Origin of the sequence: Roseobacter sp. HKCC-CH-9208, from assembly GCF_037805125.1 — a bacterium.
Classification (GTDB): domain Bacteria; phylum Pseudomonadota; class Alphaproteobacteria; order Rhodobacterales; family Rhodobacteraceae; genus M30B80.
This window is the reverse complement of the sequence record NZ_JBBLYK010000001.1, coordinates 532,163-558,139: the sequence shown is the minus strand read 5'-3', so window position 1 is coordinate 558,139 and position 25,977 is coordinate 532,163. Positions and strand designations below refer to the sequence as shown.

The following is a 25,977-nucleotide window of genomic DNA, read 5'->3' as shown; positions in this document are numbered from 1 at the left end:
CTTTAGTCGGGCGTATCAATTTGGGACTTTTCCGCAGATATTCGAACACCCCTCCTGCAGCTGGCCAATCTTGCAGGTTGGGTGCGGGCTACTCCGTAACCCCATCGTAGCCCGGGGCAGAGGCCAGTCCCCAGTTTAGCAGCCGACACTGGCCTCTGCCCGAACCTATCAAAAACCCCCATCCAAATCTGTTTGGACGGGGGTTTTTCTTTTTCAGTGGTGCAAGGTTTACGCGGTTGCTTTGGCCAAGGCCTGATCAAGATCGGCAATCAGGTCATCTGCATCTTCAATCCCAATGGACACACGCACCACATTGGGTGCGGCCCCCGCTGCTTGTTGCTGTTCTGGGGTCAGCTGGCGGTGGGTGGTTGATGCTGAATGAATGATCAGCGAACGCGTATCGCCCAAATTTGCGACATGGCTGAACAGCTCAAGACTATCTACCAGTTTCACACAAGCCTCATATCCGCCTTTCACAGCAAAGGTGAACAATGCGCCTGCACCCTTGGGGCAGATATCCTTGACCCGCCCATGATAGGGGGAGGATGGCAGACCCGCATAGGTCACGAAATCAACGCGGGGATCCTTTTCAAGCCATGCAGCGATTTTCGCAGCATTCTCAACATGGCGCTGCATCCGAAGCGACAATGTCTCAATCCCCATCAGCGTGTAATGCGCGGCTTGCGGGTTCATGGTCATCCCTAAATCGCGCAAGCCAATCGCGATTGAATGGAAGGTAAAGGCCATCGACCCCAACGCCTCGTGGAATTTTAGGCCGTGATAGGCGGGTTCAGGTGCCGAGAGCGAAGGAAATTTATCACTGGCTGACCAGTCAAATTTGCCGCTATCAACCACGCAGCCGCCTGTGACAGTGCCATTGCCCGTGAGATATTTTGTGGTGGAATGCACAACCAAGGTCGCGCCATGTTCAATTGGGCGGCAGAGATAAGGTGTCGCGGAGGTGTTATCCACAATCAAAGGGATATCTGCGCCATCGGCGATATTCGCAATGCTGCGCAGATCGGTGATATAGCCACCAGGGTTTGCGATGGCCTCGCAGAACACGGCGCGGGTGTTGTCGTCAATCGCGGCTTTCACCGCGTCAAGATCATCGAAATCAACAAATTTTGCAGACCACCCAAAGCGTTTGATGGTCTGGCTGAATTGGGTGACTGTGCCACCATAAAGGCGCGTAGAGGCCACGATGTTGCAGCCTGGCCCCATGAGCGGAAACAGGGCCATGATCTGCGCCGCATGACCAGACGAGCAACAAACCGCACCAACACCGCCCTCTAGGGTCGCGATCCGCTCTTGGAGCACAGCGACTGTGGGGTTGGTCAGGCGCGAGTAAATAAAGCCAACCTCTTGCAAGTTAAACAGACGCGCCGCGTGATCAGCATCTTTGAACACATAGGCCGTGGTTTGGTAGATCGGCGTTTGGCGTGCGCCGGTTGCAGGGTCTGGATGCGCACCTGCATGAATCTGCAGCGTGTCAAATTTTAGGCTTTTGGGGTCGGACATGGTGTTTTTCTCCTCGCGTGTTTCCCTGAAGGTTATGTTTAGGGCGCTGGCGTGTGCAAAACAACATCTGTCGCAGTTGTTATTGGCATTGCCCCTAGACCTTAGCGGCGCGTTGCGGCATTAGAAGACAAAACGACACGCGATTTAGTTTGGAGATTGTCATGCTCTCATTCCTGCTGCGCCTTGTGACTTGGTGGAATGGTCAGACGGTTGGAACGCAACTCTACACTTGGCGGAAGGGCCAGAAGGTGGGTGAGGATGCGCAGGGCAATGTGTTCTACCAATCCCGCGATGGCAAACGCCGTTGGGTGATTTTCAATGGCGAGGCCGAAGCCAGCCGCATCAGCCCCGATTGGCATGGCTGGTTGCATCACACATGGGATAAATCCCCTGCCGATGCGCCGATTGCGCGCAAGTCATGGGAAAAAGAGCACGAAATGAATCTGACGGGGTCAGAGGCGGCCTATGCGCCTGCGGGTTCTTTGCGTCAGGCCGCACCAGTCGCGCGCAAGGATTACGAGGCATGGAGCCCCGAATAAGCCTGTGCGCTTTTTTGGCAGCATGAGAGGGGTTCCGTGATGGCCGAAAATAGATTGAGCGAAATTTTGGTTGGCGGCGCGGTCTTGGCCGTAGCTGCGGGCTTTCTGCTCTATGCCGCTGAAATCGGCGGGATCGGGCGCAGCACGGGGTCGAGCTACGAGGTGTCGGCGCTGTTCCGCTCTGCAGAAGGGATCGGAATTGGCACAGATGTGCGCCTTGCGGGCGTTCGAGTTGGCACCGTCAGCAGCCTTAGTCTTGACCCTGCCACCTTCCGCGCAGAAGCGACCTTGAATATCCGTGACGATATTCTGTTGCCTGATGACAGCATTGTCAGCATCGCCTCAGAGGGGCTTTTGGGTGGGTCATTCGTTGACATCCAACCGGGTGGTTCGCTGTTTAACTTGGCCGCTGGGGATGAGGTGTTAAACACACAAAGTTCGGTCAGCCTTGTGACCTTGCTGATGCGCGCCTTCTCGGGGTCTGGGCAGTAACATGTGGGCGCGTCTGGCGGGATTGGCGTTGCTATCAGCCTTTTGTGTGGGCCCTGTGGGCGCGCAAGATCAATCCTTGGATTTGAATGGGCAAATGTCGGCCGATGGCATTGTTGTGATCCCGATTGATCCTTTGCCGCTTGATACTGGCGCAGAGACAAGCCGCCCGCAAACCTTTGGTGAAGGCAGCCTTCCGTTTGGCAGCGGCACAGTCATCGCGCCTGCCCCCGTTATGGGGGAGGTGGCGCCTGTGATCGTGCCGCAAGAGGAAAACGGGGATATGACCCAGACCGATGATGGCGGTGCGGGCCAATCGGGTGTCCTCTTGGAAACAAGCCCCGCTGAACCTGATTTGGGCGGCGTGACGTCCATCACAGAAATCGCAACAGAAACTGGGTCGGGGGCGCTGTTGCGCGCCTTGGACAAAACCTTGGCGCAATCGCGTGATTTGGAATTGGCGACTGGGGCCGCGGCGCGGCTTGGCCGTATCACGGTTGAAATGGTTGCGTGCCGTTATCCTGAGGGTGACGCCAATTCAGATGCTTTCGCCCATATGCGCATCACCGATACCGATGGGCGGGCCTTGTTTGATGGATGGATGGTGGCCTCCAGCCCCGCGCTGATCGCCTTTGATCACCCGCGCTATGATGTATGGGTGTTGCGCTGTAGCACATCCTGAGGGGTGAATAGGCCCCCGCACGCTATGAAATCTGCATGTTTCTCAAGCGCCGCATCAAGCCGCTTGCGATAGTCGATGCGCGAGATCTCGATAGCACCTAAGCGGATCAAATGGGGCGTGGTAAATTGCACATCAAAGAGCGTGAACCCGCCTGCATTGAGGCGCGCGACCAAATAGGCGAGCGCAATTTTCGAGGCATCACGCGCCCGCGAAAACATACTTTCCCCAAAAAACGCAGCCCCAAGCGCCACCCCATAGACACCACCCACCAGATCACGCCCTTGCCACAGCTCAAGGGAATGGGCGAATCCTTTCTCATGCAGTGCGCTGTATAAAGCGGTTATTTCCGCATTGATCCATGTTTCGTCCCGATCCGCACAGGCGGCCACAACACCTGCAAAATCGCTATTGATCCTAATCTCAAATGGGTTTTGGCGGATCCTGCGGGCAAGGCTGCGGGATATGTGAAAGCCGTCTAGGGGAATGATCCCGCGCCGTTTTGGCTCAACCCAAAATAGGTTTGGGTCATCGCGGCCCTCGGACATTGGAAATATGCCCGCTGCATAGGCTTGCAACAGAAGTTGCGGGGTAATTTCAAGGGCGGCTTGGGTGTCGGGCATGAGTGAAATTTAGCATGATAAAGGCCAAAATGCTTCACGCATTTTGGCCTGTGATCTTTGATTTTGTGCCAGAATTAGGCCTTGCCGAAGGTTTCTTCCAGCCAATGTTCTAGCCAGTGGATGTTATATTGGCCTGTTTGCACCGCCTCTTGGTCGAGCAAATCGTGAAACAAGGGCACCGTGGTGTCGACACCATCCACGATCAATTCTGACAAGGCGCGCTTGAGGCGGGCAAGCGCCTCGGGTCGGTCACGGCCATGAACGATCAGCTTGGCAATCAAGCTGTCATAATAAGGAGGGATGCGGTAGCCATCATAAAGCGCGCTATCCATCCTTACACCCAAGCCACCTGGGGCGTGGTATTGCGTGATCTTGCCGGGGCAGGGGGAGAATTGTGGCACTTTTTCCGCGTTGACCCGCACCTCAATGGCATGGCCGTTGATCTGCAAATCTTCCTGCGCAAAGCTGAGCGGCAGGCCCGCTGCCACGCGAATTTGCTCGCGCACCAAATCCACCCCGAAAATCCCTTCGGTCACGGGATGCTCCACCTGCAAGCGGGTGTTCATTTCGATGAAATAAAACGCGCCTTTCTCGTAGAGAAATTCAATGGTGCCAGCACCCTCATATCCCATTTTGGCAATCGCATTGGCACAGATCGCCCCGATCTCGGCGCGTTCCTTTTCGCTTATGCAGGGGCCTGGGGCCTCTTCGAAGACCTTTTGGTGACGGCGCTGCAGAGAACAATCCCGCTCGCCCAAATGAACTGCATTGCCCTTACCATCGCCAAATACCTGCACCTCAATATGGCGCGGCGTGGTGAGGTATTTCTCAATATAAACCGCGTCATTGCCAAAGGCAGATTTAGCCTCGCTGCGCGCCGTGCGGAATGCGTTTTCCAAGTCCTTGGCGCTTTGCGCCACTTTCATGCCGCGACCGCCGCCCCCTGCAGTGGCTTTGATAATGACGGGGTAGCCCATATCGGTGGCGACTTTCTTGGCCGCGTCCAGATCGGGAACGCCCCCCTCAGAGCCGGGGACGCAAGGAATACCAAGCGCCTTTGCCGTTTCCTTAGCGGTGATTTTATCGCCCATGATGCGGATATGCTCGGCAGAGGGGCCAATGAATTTGATCCCGTGATCCTCTACGATTTGCACGAAATTCGCGTTCTCGGAGAGAAACCCATAGCCAGGGTGAATCGCTTCGGCCCCCGTGATCTCGCATGCCGAGATGATCGAAGGGATCGACAGATAGCTGTTGGTGCTGGTGGGCGGGCCGATACAGACACTTTCATCGGCCATGCGCACATGCATCGCATCAGCATCGGCGGTGGAATGCACGGCGACTGTCTCAATACCCATTTCGCGCGCGGCGCGGATCACGCGCAGCGCGATTTCCCCGCGATTGGCGATGAGAATTTTTTTGAACATCGGGGCAGCCATCTTATTCGATGATCATCAATGGCGCGCCGAATTCCACGGGTGAGCCATCTTCCACCAAAATTCGCTTCACCGTGCCTGCGCGCGGGCTTGGGATTTGGTTCATGGTTTTCATTGCTTCGATGATCAAAACGGGCTGACCTTCAGTGACTTTATCGCCCACCGAGACAAATGCCGCCGCGCCAGGTTCTGGTGCGAGATATGCGGTGCCCACCATTGGAGAGGTCAGCGCATTTGGGCTTTGGGTTGGGTCTTCGGCGGCGGCAGGGGCCGCTGCGGGTGCGGCGGCGGCAACGGGGGCCGCTGCAGAAGGGGCTGCTGCAACTGGGGCAGGGGCCATCGCAACTGGGGCCGCATGGATTTGCCGCGCCACGCGCACATTCAGGCTGTCATCTTCGCCATACTCGCGGATAACTTCCAATTCGGTCAGATCGTTTTCGCGCAGCAACTCAGCCAAGGCTTTGATAAAGCCAACGTCACCGTCATGCGTATTCTTGCTCATGGATCCCTCGCAGATTATTCGCCCGCCTTTGGCTGAGCCCTTCGCTTATGTTTGCGCCCTAAATTGCCGCAAAATCAGAAGTTCTATATGCCACCTCGGCCAGAGTGGAAAGCACCAGATGGTCAAAAAATTATGCTTCTTTTGCAACGAATGCGCATTTCTTCCCTTATCTGTATTTGCATCTTCTGTGATAGGCCAGAACGATTGCGCATGCAATGATTGAGGATATGCGCATAGATCTGCCCTGTTCCCTCTTGCGCGACTGTCAATAAAGGCGTTCATATTCTTGGAAATGGAATTAGAGCGCTTTTGCCACGGGAGAGATGCATCATGGCTTTGGATCGGTCGAACACACCCAATGATCTTTCGGCATTTTGGATGCCATTTACCGCCAATCGGCAGTTCAAGAAAGCGCCTCGGATGCTCGTCTCAGCCGATGGGATGTTCTACAAAACTGCGGATGGCCGTGATGTTTTGGATGGCACGGCAGGGTTGTGGTGCTGCAATGCAGGGCATAATCGTCCCAAAATTGTCGAAGCCATCCGCAAACAGGCAGGCGAATTAGATTATGCGCCTGCGTTCCAGATGGGGCATCCGGTGGCGTTTGAATTGGCCTCTCGTCTGCGGGATATGGCGCCTGCGCCTTTTGAGCATGTGTTCTTTACGAATTCGGGCTCTGAGTCTGTTGAAACGGCTTTGAAAATTGCGCTGGCCTATCAGCGGGCCATCGGCCAAGGCAGCCGCACCCGCCTGATTGGACGCGAGCGCGGCTATCACGGTGTGAATTTCGGCGGGATTTCTGTGGGTGGCATCGTCAATAACCGCAAATTCTTCGGCAGTTTGCTGACAGGTGTTGATCACCTGCCGCATACGCATTTGGCCGAAAACGCTTATAGCAAAGGTCAGCCTGAGCATGGCGCGCATCTTGCCGATGATCTGGAGAGGATCGTGGCCCTGCATGGGCCTGAAACCATTGCTGCCGTGATTGTCGAGCCTATGGCGGGCTCAACGGGTGTGCTTCTGCCGCCCAAGGGATATCTTGAGCGCCTGCGCGAGATCACCCGAAAACATGGCATTTTGCTGATTTTTGACGAGGTGATCACAGGGTTTGGTCGTCTGGGCTCGTCCTTTGCTGCGGAACATTTCGGGGTCATGCCTGATCTGATCACCTGTGCCAAAGGCTTGACCAATGGCGTGATCCCCATGGGGGCGGTTCTGGCCACAAAAGAAATTCACGATGCCTTTATGCAAGGCCCAGAACATATGATTGAGCTCTTCCATGGCTACACCTATTCAGGCAGCCCGATTGCCTCTGCGGCAGGGATTGCTACGCTTGAAACCTACAAAGAAGAGGGCCTTTTTGAGCGTGCAGCCGAACTTGCCCCGTATTGGCAAGAGGCGCTGCATAGCCTGAATGGCCTGCCGCATGTCAAAGACATCCGCAATATGGGTTTGATTGGTGCGGTCGAGCTAGAGCCGATTGCAGGCGAGCCAGCCAAGCGCGCCTTTGCAGCCTTCCTTGACGCTTATGAAAAAGGCATCTTGATCCGCACCACAGGCGATATTATCGCCATGTCACCGCCGTTGATCATTGAGAAATCGCATATTGATCAATTGATCGGAACATTGGCAGATGTGTTGAAAAAACTGCATTGATCTGATTTGACGAACAGCGGGGTGCGGCTGAGTGCTTGCCCACATAAAAACCAAATGCGCCATAGGGGGCCTCTGTCGTGATGATACTGAACTTCACCGGATCAAATCTGCGATTTGCAGCAGGGGCTGTGGCGATGGCCGCGTTTTTGTCAGGGTGCGTCACAAGCCCGCCTGTGGATGACGAGGGCTATTTGGTTGAATTGCCAGAGGCTTTGGTCGAGTTGGCGGCGGATGGGCAAGACATTGCCCGCGTGCGTCTGATGGAAGATAACTGTTACTGGTATCTCTATAACGGCGTGGTTGAAACCACTTTGCTGCCAATCCTCACCGAAGAAGGGCGCATGATCTGCAACCAGTAGGGCAGGCAAGAGGTGGTTAGTAAATTCTTTTACAAGGCCGCCTAACTTGCGATAAGCAGGGATCATGAGCCATGCTGACCTGCCCCCTAACACGAAAAACGCCGCCCTGCCTTCAAGCAGCGCGCTGACAGGCAGTCGCATTCGCCAACGCCGCAGTGCTTTGGGGATGCGGCAGGCTGATTTGGCGAAGGCGGTCGAGATTTCGCCCAGTTATCTCAATCTGATTGAGCATGGCCGCCGCCGAATTGGCGGTAAATTATTGGTCGATATTGCCCGCGCCCTATCGGTCGAGCCGACCGCCCTGTCATCAGGCGCGGACGCAACGGTTTTTGACGCGCTGCACAAGGCCGCGACAGATTTGCGCCCGAACCTTTTGGCCGAGCCAGAATTGGATCGCATAGATGAATTGTCTGGCCGCTTTCCTGGATGGTCGGGGGTTTTGACCCAACAGCAAAAACGGATCACCGCACTTGAGGCGATGATTGACAGTTTGCAGGATCGATTGGCCAATGACCCCGTTTTGGCTGAAGCCATGCATGAAATTCTTTCAAGCGTTGCCGCCATCCGTTCAACCGCTGACATTTTGGTGCGCGAACCTGATCTCGAAACGCAATGGCGTGCCCGCTTTCATCGTAACCTAAACGAGGAGGCAGAACGCCTATCGTTGCGGGCCACGCAAATGCTCAGCCATTTCGAGCAACAAGGTGATACAAATGATGGCGCAAGCTCAACAGCGCAAGAAACGGTTGAGGCCATGTTTGACGCGGCAGGGCATTATTTCGCGGCGATTGAGGCGCATGGCGTGGACGCGATAGACGCGGTGATTGCGCGCGCTGCTGGGATGGAGGATCGCACAGCGCGGGATTTGGCGCGTGCTATGTTGCAGGCCTATGCGCAAGATGCAGCGCGACTTCCCTTGGGGCAGTTTCAATCAGCCGCCAAATCCGCGGGCTATAACCCGTCTCAATTGTTGCATCTGGGGCAGGGGGATGTGGCCTTGATCTTGCGCCGCTTGGCCACGCTTCCGCCTGACCCTGATGTGCCTGAATTTGGACTTGCGATTTGCGATGCTTCGGGCGCGCTGATGTTCCGCAAACGTATCACGGGGTTTTCGATTCCGCGCTTTGGGGCGGGCTGCCCCTTATGGCCGCTATATACCGCGCTGTCGCGTCCGATGATGCCAACGGATGGGGTTTTGGAATTGCCCAATGGTTTGGCCTATCACGCATGGGCGGTGGCGCAACCACGCGGCGGTGCGGGGTTTGCAGCCGCGCCAATTTTGAATGCAACGATGCTTCTACGTCCTTTGCAGGACGCCGAGAATGCCCTGCCGCAAACCGCGCTTCCCATCGGGTCGGGTTGCCATGTTTGCCCGCGTGACGCCTGTGCCGCGCGCCGCGTGCCTTCTGTTCTGGCCTAGCGTCTTGATGCAGAACGATTGACAAAAGCGGTGTCGCGGGGATTCCATAGGAAAAGCAGCGTGGGACAGAAGGCGCAAATGCCAAGCCCATATCTGCTTTGGGGAGGGACATCATGACGAACCGCATTTTGCTGGTTGAGGATGAGGCCAATATTCTTGAGGCCATCACGTTCATCCTCTCGCGTGCTGGAATGGAGGTGCGCAGCCACGGCAATGGGGCCACCGCCGTGGATGAGGTCAAACGCTATGGCCCTGATCTGATCGTATTAGATGTCATGCTGCCTGGCAGATCGGGCTTGGATATTCTGCGTGACCTGCGCGCTGATCCGAGCACGGAGGCATTGCCTGTGGTCATGCTGACCGCAAAAGGCCAAGCCAAGGATCGCGAGACGGCGCTTGGGTTAGGGGCAGATGCCTATTTGACCAAACCCTTTTCCAATTCCGAAATGTTGCAGCTTTTGACCCAAATTTTGGACGAACGCGGGGCAAAATCAGCCGCGCAAAAGGGATCGGCCTAAATGAGCCCCCCACGCGACACGTCCCGCGCGGCGCCCCCTGCGCGCAGGCATTTGTTTCTTGAGCGCGAAAGCTATCGCAAGAATCGCCTACGCGATGCGGCTGCCTTGATGCCTGTCTTTGGGGGGTTGTTGTTCTTTGGCCCCGCCTTCATCCTGACCCCGCGCGAGCAACTGGCAGGGGGGATATCATTCTGGCTTGTCTATTTTTTTGCGGTTTGGACAATCTTGATTGTGATCACCTATATTCTGTCGCGCGCGCTGCCCCAGATTGAGCGCGAAGATGCCACCGCAGACCTCCTAGACCCTGCGGCCGATCCAGTATCGGGGGAGGGGTGATGCTGTCCTTTGACGGGTTGGTCGCGGTTGCGGTTCTGTATGTGGTGGGGCTTTTTGGCGCGGCTTTTTGGGCGGAGAAACGCGCAGCCGAGGGCAAAGCGCGTTGGCTGCAATCTCCTGTGACCTACACGCTGTCATTGTCGATCTACACCACCGCATGGACATTTTACGGCGCGGTCGGGTCTGCCGCGCGATCAGGGCTTGAGTTTATCACGATCTATCTTGGCCCGACCTTGGTCTTCATCGGATGGTTCTGGATCTTGCGAAAATTGGTGCGCATCGGGCGCACGCAAAGGATCACATCTATCGCGGATATGATCTCGTCTCGATATGGGAAATCGGGGGGATTGGCTGCGATTGTGACCATCCTCATGGTGATCGGGGCCACGCCCTATATCGCCTTGCAGATGCAATCGGTGACGCTGTCTTTCTCTGCCTTTATCACGCCAAATTCAGGTCGTGAGATGGATACAGGCCTGATGGCCATATGGGTCGCGGGGGGGCTTGCACTCTTTACCATTGTGTTTGGGACGCGCTCTTTGGATGTGAATGAGCGTCACCCGGGTCTGGTTTCGGCAATTGCCCTAGAGGCCATCGTCAAGTTGTTCGCTCTGATCGCCGTGGGTGTATTCGTGGTCTGGGGTGTGGCCTCTGGCCCGATGGATATGTTGGTGCGGATAGATGCAAGCCCGCTTGCCTCGATTTCGTCCAATGGCGCGCGTTGGGTCGGTTTAACACTGTTATCGGGGGCCGCGATTTTGTGCCTGCCGCGGATGTTTCAGGTTTTGGTCGTAGAAAACTCTGACGAGCGGCATCTGGCAACGGCGGCTTGGGCCTTCCCGCTGTATATGCTGCTGATTTCGATTTTTGTGGTGCCAATTGCCGTGGTTGGTCTGCAAGAAATGCCGCAAGGCGCGAACCCTGATTTGTTCGTTCTGACCCTGCCTTTGTCGCAGGGGCGAGAATTTCTAGCCCTGCTTGCGTTTTTGGGCGGGTTTTCTGCCGCCACCTCAATGGTCATTGTGGCGGCCTTGGCCTTGGCTACGATGTTGTCGAATCATATTATCATGCCTGTCTGGCTGCGCGCCACGCGCCATGATGATCCGATGTCTGGCGATATGCGCCGCGTGGCCCTCATGGCGCGGCGGTTTTCGATCCTTGGGATCATGGCGCTAGGCCTTGCCTATTACCGCCTCTCAGGTGGAACCGAGGCTTTGGCCGCAATGGGATTGATTGCCTTTTTGGGTGTGGCGCAGGTTTTGCCTGCGCTTGCAGGGGGCATATTCTGGCGCGGGGCCACGCGGCTTGGGGCAGGGGTAGGCATTTTGACGGGCTTTGCCGTTTGGGCGTGGCTGCTGTTGCTGCCAAATGCCTTTGCGGGTGAATTGCTACATGATGTGCTAACTTTGGGGCCAATGGGGGTGCAATGGCTGCGCCCCAATAATTTCCTTGGCATGGCTGGAACAGACCCGCTTTTGACGGCGATGGTGCTGTCTTTGGGGCTGAACACGGTTGTGTTTATCGTGGTGTCTTTGGCAAGCTTTCCATCCCCACTAGAGCGCTTGCAGGGCGCGCAATTTGTCAAAGTGTTTGACTATACCCATGCACCATCGGGGTGGCAGGCGGCGCAGGGCACGGCTGATGATCTTTTAATCATGGCACGGCGTATTTTAGGGGCAGGGCGTGCTGCGCGTCTCTTTGGGCAGGCGGCCCGCGCGCAGGGGCGGGACAGTGAATTACCCGATCCAACCCCCGATTTTCTGGAGCGCCTTGAACGCGAATTGGCGGGGTCTGTCGGTGCTGCAACAGCCCATGCGATGGTCGGGCAAATTACGGGCGGCGCAGGCGTGTCGGTGCAAGACCTTCTAGCGGTGGCGGATGAGACCGCGCAGATCATGGAATATTCATCGAAACTTGAGGCGCAATCGGCGGAATTGGCCCGCACCGCGGCGCGCTTGCGCGAGGTGAACCAAAAGCTGACGGAACTGTCCGTGCAAAAAGATGCGTTTCTATCCCAGATCAGCCATGAATTGCGCACGCCTATGACCTCTATTCGCGCGTTTTCTGAAATCCTGATGCAATCTGAGGGTTTGGATGATGCGGCGCGGGCGCGGTTCTCGAAGATCATCCATGATGAAAGTCGCCGTCTGACACGGCTTTTGGATGATCTGCTGGATTTATCCGTTCTCGAGAATGGCCATGTCTCTCTGAACCCCAGTGAGGTGCATCTCGCGCGGGTCTTAGAGCGGGCGATCAATGCCACCGCCGCCCTTGAGGAAAGCCATCGCCTTGAGATTATTTACAACGGGACGGAGGAGGCGGGCTTTCGTCTGAACACGGACGCAGATCGTTTGGCTCAGGTCTTTATCAATTTGATTTCGAACGCCCAGAAATATTGCGAGGCCGAGGCCCCGCGCCTCACCATAACCCTGCGCGAGACAGCACGACATCTTGAGGTGGAATTTGCCGATAATGGCGCAGGCATCCCTGAACGTCAGAGAAGTTTGATTTTCGAGAAATTCGTGCGCCTTGATGGCACGCGCCCCGCGCAAGGCGCGGGGCTTGGTCTGGCCATCAGCCGCGAGATCATGCAGCGCCTTGGCGGGGGTCTGCACTATGTGCCTTCAGAGGGCGGAGCCGTGTTTTTGGTGCGCCTTCCCAAAGCGGAGGCGCGCGCGGCTTAAACTTTGCTCAACCTTTGCGCGGCTATGATCCCCGAAAGGCCGATGAATTTGGGGGCAGAAAGCGCGCAGGATGACAGAGGGCATTTCAAAAAATCGATCCGATCATACGCGGATCCTGTCCAAAATGCTGGGCCGTGATCTGCCGCGGCAGGCCAGTGCCACGACCCCGCCCGCCCCGTGACGCGGGTTGATATCGTGTTGGTGCGCGATTTTATCGACCTGCTTTTGGCAGGCTGCGCGCGGGAATTCGGTGATTTCTAAGCCTGCGATTGGCGGTTGCGTCTGTCTTTGGGGGAACCTGTCGAAGAACGTCATCGTTTGCCCTTGATTTTGGAGGAGCGGGATTATCACATTTGGAAATTAAGCCTTGAGTTGGGCGGCGGGGTGAAATCGGGGCAGATCGCGTTGATCCTGCCTGTCATTGGGCGCGCCGATGCCGTGGCCCAAGCCCCCAAAAAGCTGCACAAATTCACCGAGGCAGAGCGGCAGAGATGGCGCGCTACATGGGGCGCTGCAATTGGCGAGGCCAGCGTTTCGCTTGAGGCCATTTTGATGCGCCGCAAACTGCCCTTTGTTGAGGTTGAGGGGCTGTCTGTCGGCACTGTGCTGCCGTTTACGGATGCAACATTGACCGAGATACGGCTTGAGGATGTGACAGGGCGGGCCGTGTTCCGCGGTCGGTTGGGGCAAAAGTCTGGCATGCGCGCTGTGCGCCTTGGAAAAGAAATTACGATGCGTGCGACTGGCGGGCTTGCGCCTCAGCCTGCAGCAGCACCCCTGCAGTTGATCTGCCTGAGATGCCTGCACCGCTTGTAGTGGAAGCCGCACCTTTGCCGCCAGGCGCATAGGCTTTTGAATGAGCTATGCGTCTGGCGCATGGCGGGATGATCAAATCGGCAGTGGTAAGTCACCCATGCTGTCCCATATGCTGCATAGCAGAAAGGCTGATTTGACAGCCATATAGGAGAAATGAAATGACAACTGCTTCTGTTTATTCTTTCGCTGATGTTCGCCGTGTAGAGCTTGAAGCCCGCCGTTTGCGCGCTGAAGCGATGAAAGAAATCTTTGGCGCACTCTTTAACGCACTCGGCGCCCCCTTCCGCGCTGTCGCAAAATTGGGTGGCAAACAAGCGGCGCATTTGGCCTAATTTTACGGCCCTCGCCTCGTGCGGCCCTTGCGCGCAGGGGTTTGAGATCAAGAATAGCCTCGGCAATGTGCCGGGGCTTTCTTATTTCCGCCTCATTTATGGGTCATTGGTGCTGAAAACGAGCACAATTCTTGAGTCGCATCTGCGCCTATTCTGGCCACTGCGATAGGGAATAACCCCAGAATGGGGGAAGATATGTCAAGATTGACTACCGCATTAGGCCTTGTTGCCGTGGCGCTCTCGGCTTCGGCCTGTGTCTCGAACGGGACACTAACCCGTTAAGCGACCAACGCCTTTGACACATCCACCTTTTTCGATGTTTCTGGGAATGTTTTAAACCCATCGGCACAAACCCAACCCGCCCTTGCGGCGTTGATGCGCGAGCGGGGCTGGCGGATCACGCATGTGCGTGTGAATGTGCCGCGCAGCCTCAGCACCTCTGAAGCAAATACCATGAAACCCAATGTCGAACTTTTGTGGCAGGATGAGCCCTATGGGGATCGCTATGCCCAAGTGCGTGACATTCTAGAGCGGCCTATGCGCGGGCTTCTGCCTGCATTTGAGGGCAGCCGTGACGTGGTTTTGCAACTCAACGTATCGTTATTTCATGCCCAAACACCCTTGGTGCGCAGCACCTTTGGCGGTGAGCATGAGATCGAATTCACCTTTTCGCTCTATGACGCAACAACGGGTGCATTGGTCTATGGCCCCGCATCACGTGACTTGACCTTTGCCGCTTATGGCGGGCGGCGCGCCGTAGAAGCCGAAGCCATGGGTCTGACCCAGCGTGCGCGCATCGAGGCGCGGATGCATGATTGGATGATTTCCGAATTCCGACTGCCTGTGGCCCCATCGGGCGTTACATTCTAATCTCGCGCCCTCTTTCAGGGCGCGGTATTCTGAGCTAAAGGCGGGGCATGACACATAATCCTTCGCCCCTTCCCGTTTTGCGTCTGCGTCCCAAGGCCGATGCGCGTGCCATCCGCTTTGGTCATCCTTGGGCTTGGGCCGATGATCTGGTGCTTGATCGCCGCAGCCGCGCGATTGCGGCAGGCAGTCTTGCCATTTTAGAGGATGCCGAGCGCAATCCGCTGGCCCTTGGCATCGTGACACCTGAGGCGAAGATTGCTTTTCGGGTTTTGGAGCGCCGCGTGGATGTCGTGATAGATTCTGCGTGGCTGCAGGCAAAGATCCAAGCAGCCCATGACCTGCGCCACAAGATCTATCCCGCCCCCTATTACCGCCTGATCCATGCTGAGGGGGATGGGTTGCCAGGTCTGATCGTTGATCGCTTTGGCGACTGTTTGGTGATCCAACCCAATGCGATTTGGCTAGAAGATCGGATTGAGGAGATCGCCACCGCTTTGCGCCATGTGACGGGCGCTGAAACGCTTATCAAGAACGGCACGTCCCGCGCGCGCGCCGCGGAAAGCCTCCCCGAGGAGATGGTGCAGCTTTCTGGCGCGCCGATTTCCGGGCCATTGCCCGTGGTCATGAACGGGGCTACCTATATGGCCGATGTGATGGGGGGGCAAAAGACTGGTCTCTTTTACGACCAACGCCCCAACCATGCCTTTGCTGCGCAATTGGCCAAGGATGCACGGGTTTTGGATGTATTCTCGCACGTTGGCGGGTTTGCCTTGGCAAGTCTGGCTGCGGGTGCGCGCTCGGCCCTGGCGGTTGATGCCTCACAAGCGGCGCTTGATCTGGCAACGCAAGGGGCTAAGGCCATGGGGGCCGAGGCGCGATTTTCCACCCGCCAAGGGGATGCTTTTGACGTTCTTGAGGTCTTGGCAGGCGAGGCTACGCAGTTTGATCTTGTCGTGGCCGATCCACCCGCATTTGCGCCGTCCAAGCCCGCTTTGGAAAAAGGCCTGCGCGCCTATGAACGTGTTGCACGTTTGTCAGCCCCCTTGGTGGCTGAGGGGGGTATGCTCATCCTATGCTCTTGTTCGCACGCGGCGGATCTTGAAAAGTTCCGCGCCGCGTGTTTGCGCGGCATCGGGCGCGCGGGGCGTGAGGCGCGATTGATCTATACGGGCTTCGTGGGGCCTGATCATCCGCAACATCCAAGTTTGACTGCAACAGGCTATCTGAAGGCTTTGGCCTTCCGCCTGGTGCCATGAGGCTTTGTCTTGATGCCTGTGTGCTATACCCCACGGTTCTGCGCGACTGTTTGATGGGGCTTGCGCAGGTAGGGCAGATGACGCCGCTTTGGTCCGATCGCATTCTCGAGGAATGGGCCCGTGCTGCAGAGCGTAATCTTGGGCCTGAGGGCGGTATGATTGCACGCGGCGAAATTGCGCTGCTGCGAGCCAATTTCCCCACTGCCGTCATCGAGGCGGATTCTGAGATAGAAGCGCGCCTTTACCTGCCTGATTGTGCTGATATTCATGTGTTGGCCACCGCTATCGCGGGAAAGGCCAAAGCCATTTTGACTTTCAACCTACGCGATTTTCCGCGGGCTGAATTGGCGGGCCATGATATCGTGGCCCTCCATCCTGACAGCTACCTGTGCGATATCTGGGCTCAGGAACCTGACTTGGTGGCCAAAATTTGCGCGGGCGTTCTGGCGCGCATGAATGATTTGCGCGAGGCGCCATCTGATCTGCGCAAAATGCTAAAGCGAGCGCGCCTGCCAAAATTGGCGAAACGCCTTGCAGATTAGCGGATTTGCCCGCGCCACTTATCTTCGAGGGTTTCGATGGCTTTGATCCGATCAGCCGTGCTTGGATGGCTCATCAGCCACGCCGCCCCCCCGCGCAATCCTCCGCCAGACAGGGCTTCAAGTTTCCGAAAGAGCGATTTTTGCGGCTCTGTCCCGATGCCGCTGGCCGTCAATAATGAGGCGGCATAGGCATCCGCCTCGTATTCATCGGCACGGCTTAGTCGCGCTGCCAAAAGAGAGGTCAGGATATTGGCCAGCCAAATCCCCACCACCGCAACGGGGATCAACCGCCCTAGAAGGCTGCTAAGGGCCATACGGATTGCATTTTGACCCGAAAAATCAATCATCCGCCGCTTGGTGTGACCCAGTGAGACATGGCCCAATTCATGCGCGATCACCGAGGCCAGCTCTTCGGCGGTGACCTCCCCCGCGCGATATTTTTGATAAAAACCACGGGTAATGAAAATGCGCCCATCTGGTGCTGCAAGCCCATTGATGGCCTCAACTTCGTAGAGATGGACGGGAATATCTTCAAGGTCGAGCACCTTGGCCATCCGTTTAGAGATTTCGCGCAGTCGCGGATCGGCCAAATGGGTTGAGCGTTCGTCAAGCTCTCGCTTCAGTCGCCAGCTTGAGAACTGGCAACTGAGCAGCGCATAGCCAATGGCCAAAAGGATCGGGGTCAGCTTCAACATAAGGCTGATATGGCGCGGCACTGCGCCTCGGACAAGGGGTGCTTATGCAAGGGTTGCCTAAACGGGGGCAGGCACGAGCAACATCACAAAATAGCCCAAAGTGAACCCGATCAGCCCGCAGACCGCGCCATAATGCAACAGGTCTAGCTTATTGCCCTTTTTGCGAAAGGCCATAAAGAGGCCGAGGGCAATGCCGCCCAAAAGGCCAAGAAGTGCGGGCAAGGGGATCATGCGAAGCTGTCCTTTTCTCGTCTTAATTGCGCGCGGCTTGAGTTGCGTTTGGAGCGAGATTTGCAATTTCGCCCAAACGAATTTGCATCAGGCTGCGATCCGCAAACCCATAGCGGCCCCATGCGTAGGCTTCAAGCCGTGATCTCTGTGCCTCAGACCCCCGCCCCAATCCTTCGAGTGCTGTTGCGCGCAGCATTGAAAGGCTTGCCAAGAGATGGGCATTTTCACTGCGCCGCGCAATCGGAAGGGCGGTTGTGCTTTGCAAAAGCGCTGCGGTCATATCCCCACGCGCAAGGGCCAAGGCCCCGATTTGCATCTCGATATGGGCGCGCTGCACATCGGTATTGGGCAGGCGTTGATATATATCTTGCGCCGATGCAAAGGCCGCTGCGGCACGATCAGGGTCGCGGGCCAAGGCAATCCGGCCCAAGGCATAATAGCTAAATCCCAGACGCGCATCGCGCATGTTTGAGCGTTGCGCAATGTTGAGTGCCGTTTGCGCGTGTTCAAGGCGCTGTCCTTCGGGCATATTCGGGCTATGCGCGCGGCCAATGGCATTTGACCATGCCCGATTGTCGCGGTTGGCAAGATTGATGCTGGAAACAACACCACCTGTCGGGTTGATCCGCCCCAAAATCGCGGGCAGGCGCACGGCGATATCGGCCTGACCCATGCCGCTTTGCGGGGACGGGTCATTGAAGATCCGCAGCAACATCATATCAGTCGTGGTGAGCACCGCATGAAAATTGTCATCGTTAAAGACACTGTCGGTCAGGTCATATAGGTCGTTCAATGGCCTCAAAGCCTGCCCCAATTCTTCGTGGAGGCAATCACGCATTTCTTGCTGGCTAGCATCGGCGGGCAGAAAAATACCCGCGTGGCTTCGGGTGGTGAGGCTCGCCCAATCGGAGGTCACGCGCCCTCTTTGGCGGATGAATTCTTGCCATGTGCTGGCATTGGGCACGACAAAACAGGCCGCTTGAGGCACGGCAGCCGCAATGCGTTCGGCGGGCAGGGCCTCGATTGTGATTTTTGCGGGGCTGTTCGTGCGGTAGGCGGTTGCGCTGATCGCAATCCCCGCTTCGGTGGGCAGAGGGGTCAGCAGGCGCGACAGATCCCCCTCCAATGCAGGTGGGGCGGAAGGGGCAAGGGCCACCGTAATCGGCCCTTCAAAACGGCTGATCCGTGGGATTTGCCGACCCGATTCCAGCACAAAACTGAGGGCCATGAAATCTTCAGCTAAGGGTTGGTTGCTGCGCGAAAAAAAAACTGATTGGATTTGGCGCACCAAAACTTGGCAGATCAGATGTGGATGTGTCCATAGCAGGCGCAAGACGCGCCGCCGCATCATCGCGCGGTATATCGGCCATGCAGGCGCACAGCGTGAGCAGCGCCAAAAGGCCAAAAGCGCGGTGTAATTTATTTCGCATATTTAACAAAGCCCGTATCCGTTGCCACGCGATCATAAATCCGCCGCGCGGTCGCATTGTGGCTTTGTGTCAGCCAATATACCGAAGGCCGCCCTGCCGCTGCGGCATCGGCGCAGACATGATCAATCAAAGCGGCCCCGATACCCTGCCCGCGTGCATCAGGGGCGACAAACAGATCTTGCAGATATGTTACGGGTTCGGCCTTCCACCCATGAGCGTGAGAGATGACATGAACCAAACCAATCGCGCGCCCATCCTGCCATGCCAACCATGCCATCATATCGCTATGCGCAGGGGTGCTGTAGCGGGTAAAGCTGAGATCAATCACCGCCTCTGCGAGGGTGGTTTCGTAGAATGCGAGATAGGCCTTCCACAGCCCCTCCCACGCGCTCCGATCCTCTGGGCGCAAGGGCAAAATATCGATTGATCTGGGCATATGTTACTCCGACTACCAATTGCTGTTGTGGATGTATCCACAGATTCTGTCGCAAATTTGGCGAAAACTGGTGTTGTTCTGGGTGATATTCTCTGAGGCATTATAGCCGCGACAAATTGCGCGGGCCAAGCCGAATTGGGGCCATTCGCCAGTCCAAAGCGACTTGAGGCGCAGTCAGAAACGGGGTTCTCTATGGGGCCTAGGCGCGAGCCGATCCGTTCAGGTGATTTTGAGTGGAAAAACCGTCTTTAGGTGGGTGACATTACCCACGCCATCCTGTAAGCGGAGCCCGAGGTGGTAAAATGAAGTCTGATGCAAAATCAAAAATCGGGTCAGCCGCCGCTGAGGGGAACGAGATGAAAGCTGAGACCTTTCTTCCAGAAGACTATCGTCCCGCCGAGGACGAGCCGTTTATGAATGAGCGACAGTTAGAGTATTTCCGCAGGAAACTGCTCAACTGGAAAGCTGATCTGCTTGATGAAAGCCGCACAACTGTCACCGCGCTGCAAGATGGCACGCGCAGCATCCCTGATGTTGCGGATCGTGCGAGTGAGGAAACAGACCGCGCGCTTGAATTGCGCACCCGCGATCGTCAGCGCAAGCTGATCACCAAGATTGACGCTGCTTTGCGCCGTATCGAAGAGGGCGAATATGGCTATTGCGAGGTCACAGGCGACCCGATCAGCCTTAAACGTCTGGATGCGCGCCCGATTGCGACCATGACGCTTGAAGCACAAGAGCGCCATGAGCGCCGCGAAAAAGTCCATCGGGACGATTGATTGCGCGCAGCGAGTTTATAAGATTAAAAAAGGCATCTTTTCGGATGCCTTTTTTCTTTGACGGGTGCGAGGCTGAGCATGCTTATTGGGCGCAATATTTTGGTGATTGGGGCAGGTATTGGTGGCTTGGCTGCGGCCTGCTGCCTTGCGCAACGCGGCGCTTCGGTGCGCGTGCTAGAACAGGCCGAGGAAATCCGCGCCTTTGGGGCAGGGCTTCAACTTAGCCCCAATGGGATGGCCACGTTAGCAGGCCTTGGGCTGGCCGAAGAGATCAGCGCGATATCCCCCCGCGCCAATGCCGTATATCTGCGCGATTTTCGCAAAGGGGCGGCGGTGGCGCGTGTGCCCTTATCCCGTCAAACACGCCCATATCACTATGTCCATCGGGCGGATTTGATCGAGATTTTGGCCAGTCGTGCCCGTGATCTTGGAGTTGAGATTACCCTTGGCGCGGCTGTGACAGGGGTCGAAGGGCGTGATGTGATTTTGGCCGATGGTCAGCGCGAAAGTGCGGATGTGATTATCGGGGCAGACGGATTGCATTCCCGCATCCGCACCCATCTTGAGCCGCGTGGGCATCCGTTTTTCACGGGCCAAGTTGCGTGGCGCGCCGTGATTGAGGCGCAACAGGGTGATGCGTTGCGCGATGTGCAGGTGTTTATGGGGCCTGCCCGCCATATGGTGATCTATCCGCTTCGAGGCGGGGCATTGATCAATATCGTGGCGGTTGAGGAATATGACCAGTGGGTTAAGGACTCGTGGTCGGAGCGGGGCGATCCTGCACAGCTGACGGGCCGATTTGGTGATTTTTGCCCCGAGGCGCGTGCCTATATAGGCCGCGTGACGGAATGCTATCAATGGGGGTTGTTTCGGCATCCGGTCGCGCTTAACTGGCAAAATGGCCAGTTTGTGCTTTTGGGGGATGCAGCGCATCCAACGCTTCCTTTCCTCGCGCAAGGGGCCAATATGGCGTTGGAGGATGCTTGGATCTTGGCAGCGCGCCTTTCGGATACACATGATCTATCAAGGGCCTTGGCTGAATATGAGGCGCTGCGCCGCCCCCGCACCGCGCGGATTGTTCAAGCGGCCTCGGACAATGCAGACCATTATCATATGCGGCCAAGCCTGTTTCGGGTGGCCGCGCACACAGGGTTACGCATGGTAGCGCGCTACGCGCCGCATCTGCTGGCGCAACGCTTTGAGTGGATTTACGGATTTGATCCGACTAAGTCGTAAAGCTATAGGGGGGTAGGCTGTTAAACGCATGCTTTAGCGCATCCCCCCAAACCATTGAAATTAAGTTGAAATACGGATAATTTTTTTCGATCCGCGTCATTGTTCCATGCTTCAAGCTGTCTGCAGCATAAACATGAAGATCAAGCGGCAGGTTGACCGAAAGATTGGCCTTAATGGTCGAGTCAAAACTCACCATCAAAAGCTTGACCGCATCCTCAAAACTCATTTCGAGGTCACAGGCACGCACCAAAATGGGGCGGCCATATTGCATCGCGCTAATCTGAAAGAGTGGCGTGTCATCGCTGGCCTCTGCGAAATTGCCCTCACGATAAATTGGGAGCAGGCGCGTGGAGGTGCCTTTGATCTGGCCACCCAATATCATGGTTGCTGAAAACGTCGCCTCAACGATCACTGTTCCAGTCTACCCATTCAATGAAATCAAAAATGAACGTGAGCAGTCGTCGTTATCTAGAAGTGTCAATTAATTCCGCAGCAATCGCATCGACAATGGGGCGTGCCTCATCGGGAGTCATGCCAATCTCCAGGCGCGGATCATACAGCACGCGCAACAGCAATTCGTCATGCGCGGTCAAAAGGGCGAATTCTTCATCATCATTAAAAATCGAGGGGCGCGCCGTGGGGCTGTCATTGGGCAATCCCAACCCTTGGGCGATTTCCTCATGAATGCAGGATGTGCGCATCAAATCCGGATGCTCGGTGCGGATTACGGCAATAGCGCTTCGATATTCTGGCCGCGCATTTGAACGCGCAAATGCATAGACCGAGCAGAACGTATGGCGCGGCAGGTTCTCAATTTCGCGGATGATTGAGGTATCAATACTAGGCTCGATACTGCGCAGATAGGGGCTGATTTCTGCCTGCTCATCGCGGCTGATGAACAGCACATGGAAATTTCCACCCGACCCAACTAAATCAATCGAATGCCCCGCGGCGCGGCTGAGTTGTCGGGCGTAATCGGTCAGAATTTGACGATCCCTTGCCATTTTTTGCGGGTCGGTTGCTGGCCCAAAATGTGCTTCGATACGGACAGGATCAATCCATCGTCGCAGCCGCGAGGGGGTTTGACGGGCGACAAAGCGACCGTTTTCCATTGCATATTCATCATATAGCGCAATGGCTTCGAAATTGCGCGCCAAAGCACGGCGCGAGACAGGGGCATCCGAGGGAGTGGTGGATTGGCGCAATAACCCCTCACGCAGAAGCCGTGCCTCGGTTTGGGCATAATATTGCGCGTAAAGTGCGCTTTCGGCAGAGGGGGTGGTTACAGGTATGCTGCTTGATACTCCGTTCTGGTCCGTGGCGGCTGGCCCCATGGCCTGACAGCCCACCAAAATGCCAAGCGCCGCTCCCATCCATAGACCGCGCCAAAAGTTGCGCCCTAAAAACATCGCGTTTTTCATAAAATGCATAATGTCGCCTTACATATCAGCGCCCAGGATGCGTTGCATATGGATTTTGTCTTTGTCAGCGGCCAACGTGTTGCGCAATTTCGCGTCCATCTTGAAGGTGTCTTCATCAGTTGCAGAGCGGAGCATCCGTCTTGTGTCTGCACTTGCAAGATTATCTTTGATGTTTGCAACCAATTTCTTATTAGCGCGTTTCACCGTCTCAATTAAATAACGCCACGCTCGACTTCTTTGTGGAAAATACTGTCCGACGATCACGACATGCGCCAATTCGGCAACCCCGAGTGGCCAAATATCAACCACGGTTGGGTCGATTTTGAGGACTTAGGATCGATCATTTTTTCACCCTTGCATTGGATTTCACCGTTGCAACCCTTTGTGGTAATGAATTTTTAAAAATTTATACATATATTTTTATTTAATCAGCTTTGCGGTGGTTTGGCTGGTAAAGATTTGGAATGTATCTGTCATGGTTGCAATCTCACAGCGTGGCGGCGGGTGTTGTATTGCAGCCCCTTGACCCTAATTATGGCAAGGCGTAATGCCCTGTCGCGTGGCGATTTGTTTACCGGATTGCGGGCCACAAAAAAAATGCCGCTAAAGAGGTCGAGGCCTGCTTGCCGCATGATGCCCGACCGTTCAGATGGAAGGGATATGAAATGTCAGACACAGGCGCCAAGAAATCCGTAGGTTTGAAATCCTTGCCCGATACTGTTTCGGCGCAGACACGCGCAGTGCATTCTGGCACCCGCCGCAGCCAATATGGCGAAGTGTCTGAGGCAATCTTTATGACCCAAGGTTTTGTCTATGACAGCGCCGAGGCAGCCGAGGCCCGCTTTATCGAAGCGGGGCGTGAGGAATTTATCTATGCCCGCTACGGCAACCCGACTGTCGCAATGTTCGAGGATCGAATTGCGGCGATTGAGGGCACCGAAGACGCTTTTGCAACCGCATCTGGAATGGCGGCGGTGAATGGCGCGCTGATGTCCATGTTGCGCGCGGGGGATCATGTGGTGTCTGCGCGCGCCTTGTTCGGGTCTTGTCTCTACATTCTTGAGGAGATTTTGACCCGTTACGGGGTTGAGGTCACGTTTGTGGATGGCGATGACCTGACGCAATGGGAAGCCGCAATCATCAAGGGCAAAACCCGTGCTGTATTCTTTGAAAGTGTTTCGAACCCCACGTTGCAGGTTGTCGATATCGCCGCTGTTGCGCGTCTGGCCCATGATGCAGGCGCTTTAGTGGTAGTGGACAACGTGTTTGCCTCTCCCTTGTTCCAAGACAATCGTAAACTGGGCGTTGATGTCGTGATCTATTCCACGACCAAGCATATTGACGGGCAGGGGCGGTGTTTGGGCGGGGTGATTTGTGGCACCCGCGCGTTCATTCGAAAAACTGTGGAGCCCTATCTCAAACATACAGGCGCGGCGATGTCGCCCTTTAACGCATGGGTTATGCTCAAGGGGTTGGAAACGCTCCACCTGCGGGTTAACGCCCAAGCCGACACTGCTCTTGCCATTGCGCAAGGGCTAGAGGGGGAGGCGGGTGTGGCGCGGGTGCTCTATCCGCATCTCGACAGCCACCCGCAAGCCATGCTTGCCCGCACGCAAATGCAAAAAGGCGGCACAGTGATCGCGATTGAACTGGAGGGCGGGCGCGATGCGGCGTTTCGGTTCCTCAACGCGTTAGAGATCATTACAATCTCAAATAATTTGGGCGATGCAAAATCTATTGTTACCCATCCTGCCACAACGACCCACCAGCGTTTGCCTGAGGATCAAAAGCAACATCTGGGCATTACATCTGGTCTTGTGCGCCTGTCAGTGGGGCTTGAGGACGTTGACGACCTGTTAAGGGATTTGAAACACGCGCTCGGTACTGCGCGTGCTGCAAATTAACCCTTATTTTTGGGATTTTGTCGGAAACTCAAGGAATTGGGCGATATTTGTCGGGCCAATATTGATCCGTTCGGAGTTCATAATCGTAAATTATTCACAAAACAAGTTTGGATTCCGCGCACCAACACCCATATGATGGTAAGGTCGCGTGGCCGAAGGGGTGATGAGATGAACGTCCATATTGGTGCAGTTGCGAGTGAACCGACCCAAGACGAGGCCCGTGCGGCCTTGGCGCTTTTGAAACAGTGGGCGGAAAGCGCAAGCATGGCGGAGCGTGCCGCCCTTGATCCTGCTGTCTCCAAACTTTTGACCCCCTCCCAAGATTACCCCGAATTTTCGCGCAGCTATCCGCAGGATTTTAAAGTGGACGCAGCCTATAAAGAGGGTCTTCCTGATCTTCAAAATGGCCCTGCCTCGCTGATTAAAGGGGCCAAGCGTCAAATCCAACATGTGGGGATTTCCAATTTCCGCCTGCCTATTCGCTATCACACCCGCGACAATGGCGATGTGATGCTGGAAACTTCGGTGACGGGTACCGTCAGCCTAGAGGCGGGCAAAAAGGGCATCAATATGAGCCGCATCATGCGCAGCTTCTATGCCCATGCCGAAAAGACGTTCAGCTTTGAGGTGATCGAAGCCGCGCTTGATGATTACAAATCTCACCTCGAAAGTTTTGATGCGCGTATCCAAATGCGCCTTTCCTTCCCAATGAAGTTGCAGAGCCTGCGGTCTGGCCTGTCGGGTTACCAATATTATGACATTGCGCTGGAACTGGTCGAGCGCGATGGGGTGCGCCAGAAATTGGTGCATCTGGATTACGTTTATTCTTCGACCTGCCCCTGCTCGCTTGAATTGAGCGAACATGCGCGCGCCACGCGTGGGCAATTGGCGACCCCGCATTCGCAGCGATCTGTTGCGCGGATTTCTGTCGAGATTGCCCCTGACGCAGGGTGTTTGTGGTTTGAAGACCTGATTGAGATGGCGCGCCGCGCTGTGCCAACAGAAACGCAGGTCATGGTGAAACGCGAGGATGAACAAGCCTTCGCAGAATTAAACGCTGCAAACCCGATCTTTGTGGAAGATGCGGCCCGCCTTTTCGCGGGCGAGTTGCAAGCCGATCCACGGGTGGGCGATTTCCGCGTTTTGGCAAGCCACCAAGAAAGCTTGCACAGCCATGATGCGGTCAGCCTCTTGACCGAAGGCTCCACGTTTGAGCAGGCCAGCCTTGACCCCCGCCTGTTCCAAAGCTTGTTCCATATCGGCTAAG

At 56.0% G+C, this 25,977-nt stretch carries 30 protein-coding genes and 1 riboswitch; of the genes, 18 read left to right on the top strand and 12 right to left on the bottom strand.

Annotated elements, in window-relative coordinates; genetic code table 11:
• Nucleotides 1-228: 228 nt before the first annotated feature.
• The gene (locus AAC621_RS02790; protein ID WP_340252015.1) at nucleotides 229-1,521 is read right to left on the bottom strand and encodes an O-acetylhomoserine aminocarboxypropyltransferase/cysteine synthase family protein; all 1,293 of its coding nucleotides are present in this window, start codon (nucleotides 1,519-1,521) and stop codon (nucleotides 229-231) included.
• 161 nt (nucleotides 1,522-1,682) lie between these two features.
• On the opposite strand from AAC621_RS02790, the gene AAC621_RS02785 reads away from it, so the two are divergent.
• Genes AAC621_RS02785 through AAC621_RS02775 form a run of 3 tightly spaced genes read left to right on the top strand, consistent with a single transcriptional unit; the run spans nucleotide 1,683 to nucleotide 3,231 of the window.
• Nucleotides 1,683-2,060, top strand: a complete 378-nt coding sequence (locus AAC621_RS02785) for an NADH:ubiquinone oxidoreductase subunit NDUFA12 (RefSeq protein WP_445322478.1) — start codon at nucleotides 1,683-1,685, stop codon at nucleotides 2,058-2,060.
• A gap of 39 nt (nucleotides 2,061-2,099) precedes the next feature.
• Nucleotides 2,100-2,552 (top strand): outer membrane lipid asymmetry maintenance protein MlaD, encoded by a 453-nt coding sequence (mlaD, locus tag AAC621_RS02780; protein WP_340252013.1) that lies wholly within the window; start codon nucleotides 2,100-2,102, stop codon nucleotides 2,550-2,552.
• A 1-nt stretch (nucleotide 2,553) separates the two neighbouring features.
• A complete protein-coding gene (locus tag AAC621_RS02775; protein WP_340252011.1) occupies nucleotides 2,554-3,231 on the top strand; it encodes a DUF2155 domain-containing protein in 678 nt (225 codons plus the stop codon).
• Here the strand turns inward: AAC621_RS02775 and aat are convergent.
• The 3 genes from aat to accB form a co-directional block, all read right to left on the bottom strand.
• A complete protein-coding gene (aat, locus tag AAC621_RS02770; protein ID WP_340252009.1) occupies nucleotides 3,195-3,851 on the bottom strand; it encodes a leucyl/phenylalanyl-tRNA--protein transferase in 657 nt (218 codons plus the stop codon). The genes AAC621_RS02775 and aat overlap by 37 nt on opposite strands.
• A gap of 74 nt (nucleotides 3,852-3,925) precedes the next feature.
• Nucleotides 3,926-5,278 (bottom strand): acetyl-CoA carboxylase biotin carboxylase subunit, encoded by a 1,353-nt coding sequence (gene accC, locus AAC621_RS02765; RefSeq protein WP_340252007.1) that lies wholly within the window; start codon nucleotides 5,276-5,278, stop codon nucleotides 3,926-3,928.
• Between the two features lie 13 nt (nucleotides 5,279-5,291).
• Nucleotides 5,292-5,789 (bottom strand): acetyl-CoA carboxylase biotin carboxyl carrier protein, encoded by a 498-nt coding sequence (gene accB / locus AAC621_RS02760; RefSeq protein ID WP_340243073.1) that lies wholly within the window; start codon nucleotides 5,787-5,789, stop codon nucleotides 5,292-5,294.
• A gap of 330 nt (nucleotides 5,790-6,119) precedes the next feature.
• On the opposite strand from accB, the gene AAC621_RS02755 reads away from it, so the two are divergent.
• The 11 genes from AAC621_RS02755 (at nucleotide 6,120) to AAC621_RS02705 (ending at nucleotide 16,578) form a co-directional block, all read left to right on the top strand.
• The gene (locus AAC621_RS02755; protein WP_340252005.1) at nucleotides 6,120-7,445 is read left to right on the top strand and encodes an aspartate aminotransferase family protein; all 1,326 of its coding nucleotides are present in this window, start codon (nucleotides 6,120-6,122) and stop codon (nucleotides 7,443-7,445) included.
• A 77-nt stretch (nucleotides 7,446-7,522) separates the two neighbouring features.
• A complete protein-coding gene (locus AAC621_RS02750) occupies nucleotides 7,523-7,804 on the top strand; it encodes a hypothetical protein (RefSeq protein WP_445322477.1) in 282 nt (93 codons plus the stop codon).
• Nucleotides 7,805-7,868: 64 nt separating this feature from the next.
• Nucleotides 7,869-9,224: a short-chain fatty acyl-CoA regulator family protein gene (locus AAC621_RS02745; protein ID WP_340252003.1), complete on the top strand. Its 1,356-nt coding sequence runs from the start codon at nucleotides 7,869-7,871 to the stop codon at nucleotides 9,222-9,224.
• Between the two features lie 113 nt (nucleotides 9,225-9,337).
• Nucleotides 9,338-9,742, top strand: coding sequence for a response regulator transcription factor (locus AAC621_RS02740; RefSeq protein WP_340252001.1), 405 nt, complete (start codon nucleotides 9,338-9,340; stop codon nucleotides 9,740-9,742).
• Nucleotides 9,743-10,078, top strand: coding sequence for a hypothetical protein (locus AAC621_RS02735; protein ID WP_340251999.1), 336 nt, complete (start codon nucleotides 9,743-9,745; stop codon nucleotides 10,076-10,078).
• Entirely contained in the window at nucleotides 10,078-12,762 is a 2,685-nt protein-coding gene (locus tag AAC621_RS02730) for an ATP-binding protein (protein ID WP_340251997.1), read from the top strand. The genes AAC621_RS02735 and AAC621_RS02730 overlap by 1 nt, the downstream gene beginning before the upstream one ends.
• Nucleotides 12,763-13,050: 288 nt before the next feature.
• Complete coding sequence (locus AAC621_RS02725) at nucleotides 13,051-13,578, top strand: FliM/FliN family flagellar motor switch protein (protein WP_340251996.1); 528 nt, start codon at nucleotides 13,051-13,053, stop codon at nucleotides 13,576-13,578.
• A 158-nt stretch (nucleotides 13,579-13,736) separates the two neighbouring features.
• Complete coding sequence (locus AAC621_RS02720; protein WP_317655971.1) at nucleotides 13,737-13,910, top strand: RSP_7527 family protein; 174 nt, start codon at nucleotides 13,737-13,739, stop codon at nucleotides 13,908-13,910.
• 375 nt (nucleotides 13,911-14,285) lie between these two features.
• Entirely contained in the window at nucleotides 14,286-14,780 is a 495-nt protein-coding gene (locus tag AAC621_RS02715; RefSeq protein WP_340251995.1) for a DUF6778 family protein, read from the top strand.
• Between the two features lie 47 nt (nucleotides 14,781-14,827).
• On the top strand, nucleotides 14,828-16,036 hold the full coding sequence (locus AAC621_RS02710; protein WP_340251993.1) for an RSP_2647 family RNA methyltransferase: 1,209 nt from the start codon (nucleotides 14,828-14,830) through the stop codon (nucleotides 16,034-16,036).
• The gene (locus AAC621_RS02705) at nucleotides 16,033-16,578 is read left to right on the top strand and encodes an RSP_2648 family PIN domain-containing protein (protein ID WP_340251990.1); all 546 of its coding nucleotides are present in this window, start codon (nucleotides 16,033-16,035) and stop codon (nucleotides 16,576-16,578) included. Before AAC621_RS02710 ends, AAC621_RS02705 begins: the two co-directional genes overlap by 4 nt.
• Here the strand turns inward: AAC621_RS02705 and AAC621_RS02700 are convergent.
• From AAC621_RS02700 to AAC621_RS02680, 5 genes are read right to left on the bottom strand one after another with little or no spacing between them, the layout of a single operon-like run.
• Entirely contained in the window at nucleotides 16,575-17,273 is a 699-nt protein-coding gene (locus tag AAC621_RS02700) for a M48 family metallopeptidase (RefSeq protein ID WP_340256269.1), read from the bottom strand. The genes AAC621_RS02705 and AAC621_RS02700 overlap by 4 nt on opposite strands.
• A 57-nt stretch (nucleotides 17,274-17,330) precedes the next feature.
• A complete protein-coding gene (locus tag AAC621_RS02695; RefSeq protein WP_340251987.1) occupies nucleotides 17,331-17,504 on the bottom strand; it encodes a hypothetical protein in 174 nt (57 codons plus the stop codon).
• A 22-nt stretch (nucleotides 17,505-17,526) separates the two neighbouring features.
• Nucleotides 17,527-18,732, bottom strand: coding sequence for a DUF2927 domain-containing protein (locus AAC621_RS02690; protein WP_340251984.1), 1,206 nt, complete (start codon nucleotides 18,730-18,732; stop codon nucleotides 17,527-17,529).
• Nucleotides 18,733-18,739: 7 nt separating this feature from the next.
• Nucleotides 18,740-18,934, bottom strand: coding sequence for a hypothetical protein (locus AAC621_RS02685; RefSeq protein WP_340251982.1), 195 nt, complete (start codon nucleotides 18,932-18,934; stop codon nucleotides 18,740-18,742).
• Nucleotides 18,924-19,370 (bottom strand): GNAT family N-acetyltransferase, encoded by a 447-nt coding sequence (locus AAC621_RS02680; protein WP_340251980.1) that lies wholly within the window; start codon nucleotides 19,368-19,370, stop codon nucleotides 18,924-18,926. Before AAC621_RS02680 ends, AAC621_RS02685 begins: the two co-directional genes overlap by 11 nt.
• A gap of 356 nt (nucleotides 19,371-19,726) precedes the next feature.
• Between AAC621_RS02680 and dksA the strand changes: the two genes are divergently transcribed.
• Both dksA and AAC621_RS02670 read left to right on the top strand, forming a co-directional pair.
• A complete protein-coding gene (dksA, locus tag AAC621_RS02675; protein ID WP_317656682.1) occupies nucleotides 19,727-20,149 on the top strand; it encodes an RNA polymerase-binding protein DksA in 423 nt (140 codons plus the stop codon).
• A 78-nt stretch (nucleotides 20,150-20,227) separates the two neighbouring features.
• Nucleotides 20,228-21,385: an FAD-dependent monooxygenase gene (locus AAC621_RS02670; protein ID WP_340251978.1), complete on the top strand. Its 1,158-nt coding sequence runs from the start codon at nucleotides 20,228-20,230 to the stop codon at nucleotides 21,383-21,385.
• Here the strand turns inward: AAC621_RS02670 and AAC621_RS02665 are convergent.
• Genes AAC621_RS02665 through AAC621_RS02655 form a run of 3 tightly spaced genes read right to left on the bottom strand, consistent with a single transcriptional unit; the run spans nucleotide 21,375 to nucleotide 23,115 of the window.
• On the bottom strand, nucleotides 21,375-21,797 hold the full coding sequence (locus AAC621_RS02665) for a hypothetical protein (protein ID WP_340251975.1): 423 nt from the start codon (nucleotides 21,795-21,797) through the stop codon (nucleotides 21,375-21,377). The two genes, AAC621_RS02670 and AAC621_RS02665, sit on opposite strands and share 11 nt — an antisense overlap.
• A 52-nt stretch (nucleotides 21,798-21,849) precedes the next feature.
• Complete coding sequence (locus tag AAC621_RS02660; protein WP_340251973.1) at nucleotides 21,850-22,815, bottom strand: DUF2927 domain-containing protein; 966 nt, start codon at nucleotides 22,813-22,815, stop codon at nucleotides 21,850-21,852.
• Between the two features lie 9 nt (nucleotides 22,816-22,824).
• The gene (locus tag AAC621_RS02655) at nucleotides 22,825-23,115 is read right to left on the bottom strand and encodes a hypothetical protein (RefSeq protein WP_340251971.1); all 291 of its coding nucleotides are present in this window, start codon (nucleotides 23,113-23,115) and stop codon (nucleotides 22,825-22,827) included.
• A 240-nt stretch (nucleotides 23,116-23,355) separates the two neighbouring features.
• Nucleotides 23,356-23,434: riboswitch (SAM riboswitch) on the top strand.
• A 37-nt stretch (nucleotides 23,435-23,471) separates the two neighbouring features.
• On the opposite strand from AAC621_RS02655, the gene metZ reads away from it, so the two are divergent.
• A complete protein-coding gene (gene metZ, locus AAC621_RS02650) occupies nucleotides 23,472-24,710 on the top strand; it encodes an O-succinylhomoserine sulfhydrylase (protein ID WP_445322476.1) in 1,239 nt (412 codons plus the stop codon).
• A 168-nt stretch (nucleotides 24,711-24,878) separates the two neighbouring features.
• On the top strand, nucleotides 24,879-25,976 hold the full coding sequence (gene folE2 / locus AAC621_RS02645) for a GTP cyclohydrolase FolE2 (protein WP_340251969.1): 1,098 nt from the start codon (nucleotides 24,879-24,881) through the stop codon (nucleotides 25,974-25,976).
• Nucleotide 25,977 lies beyond the last annotated feature (1 nt).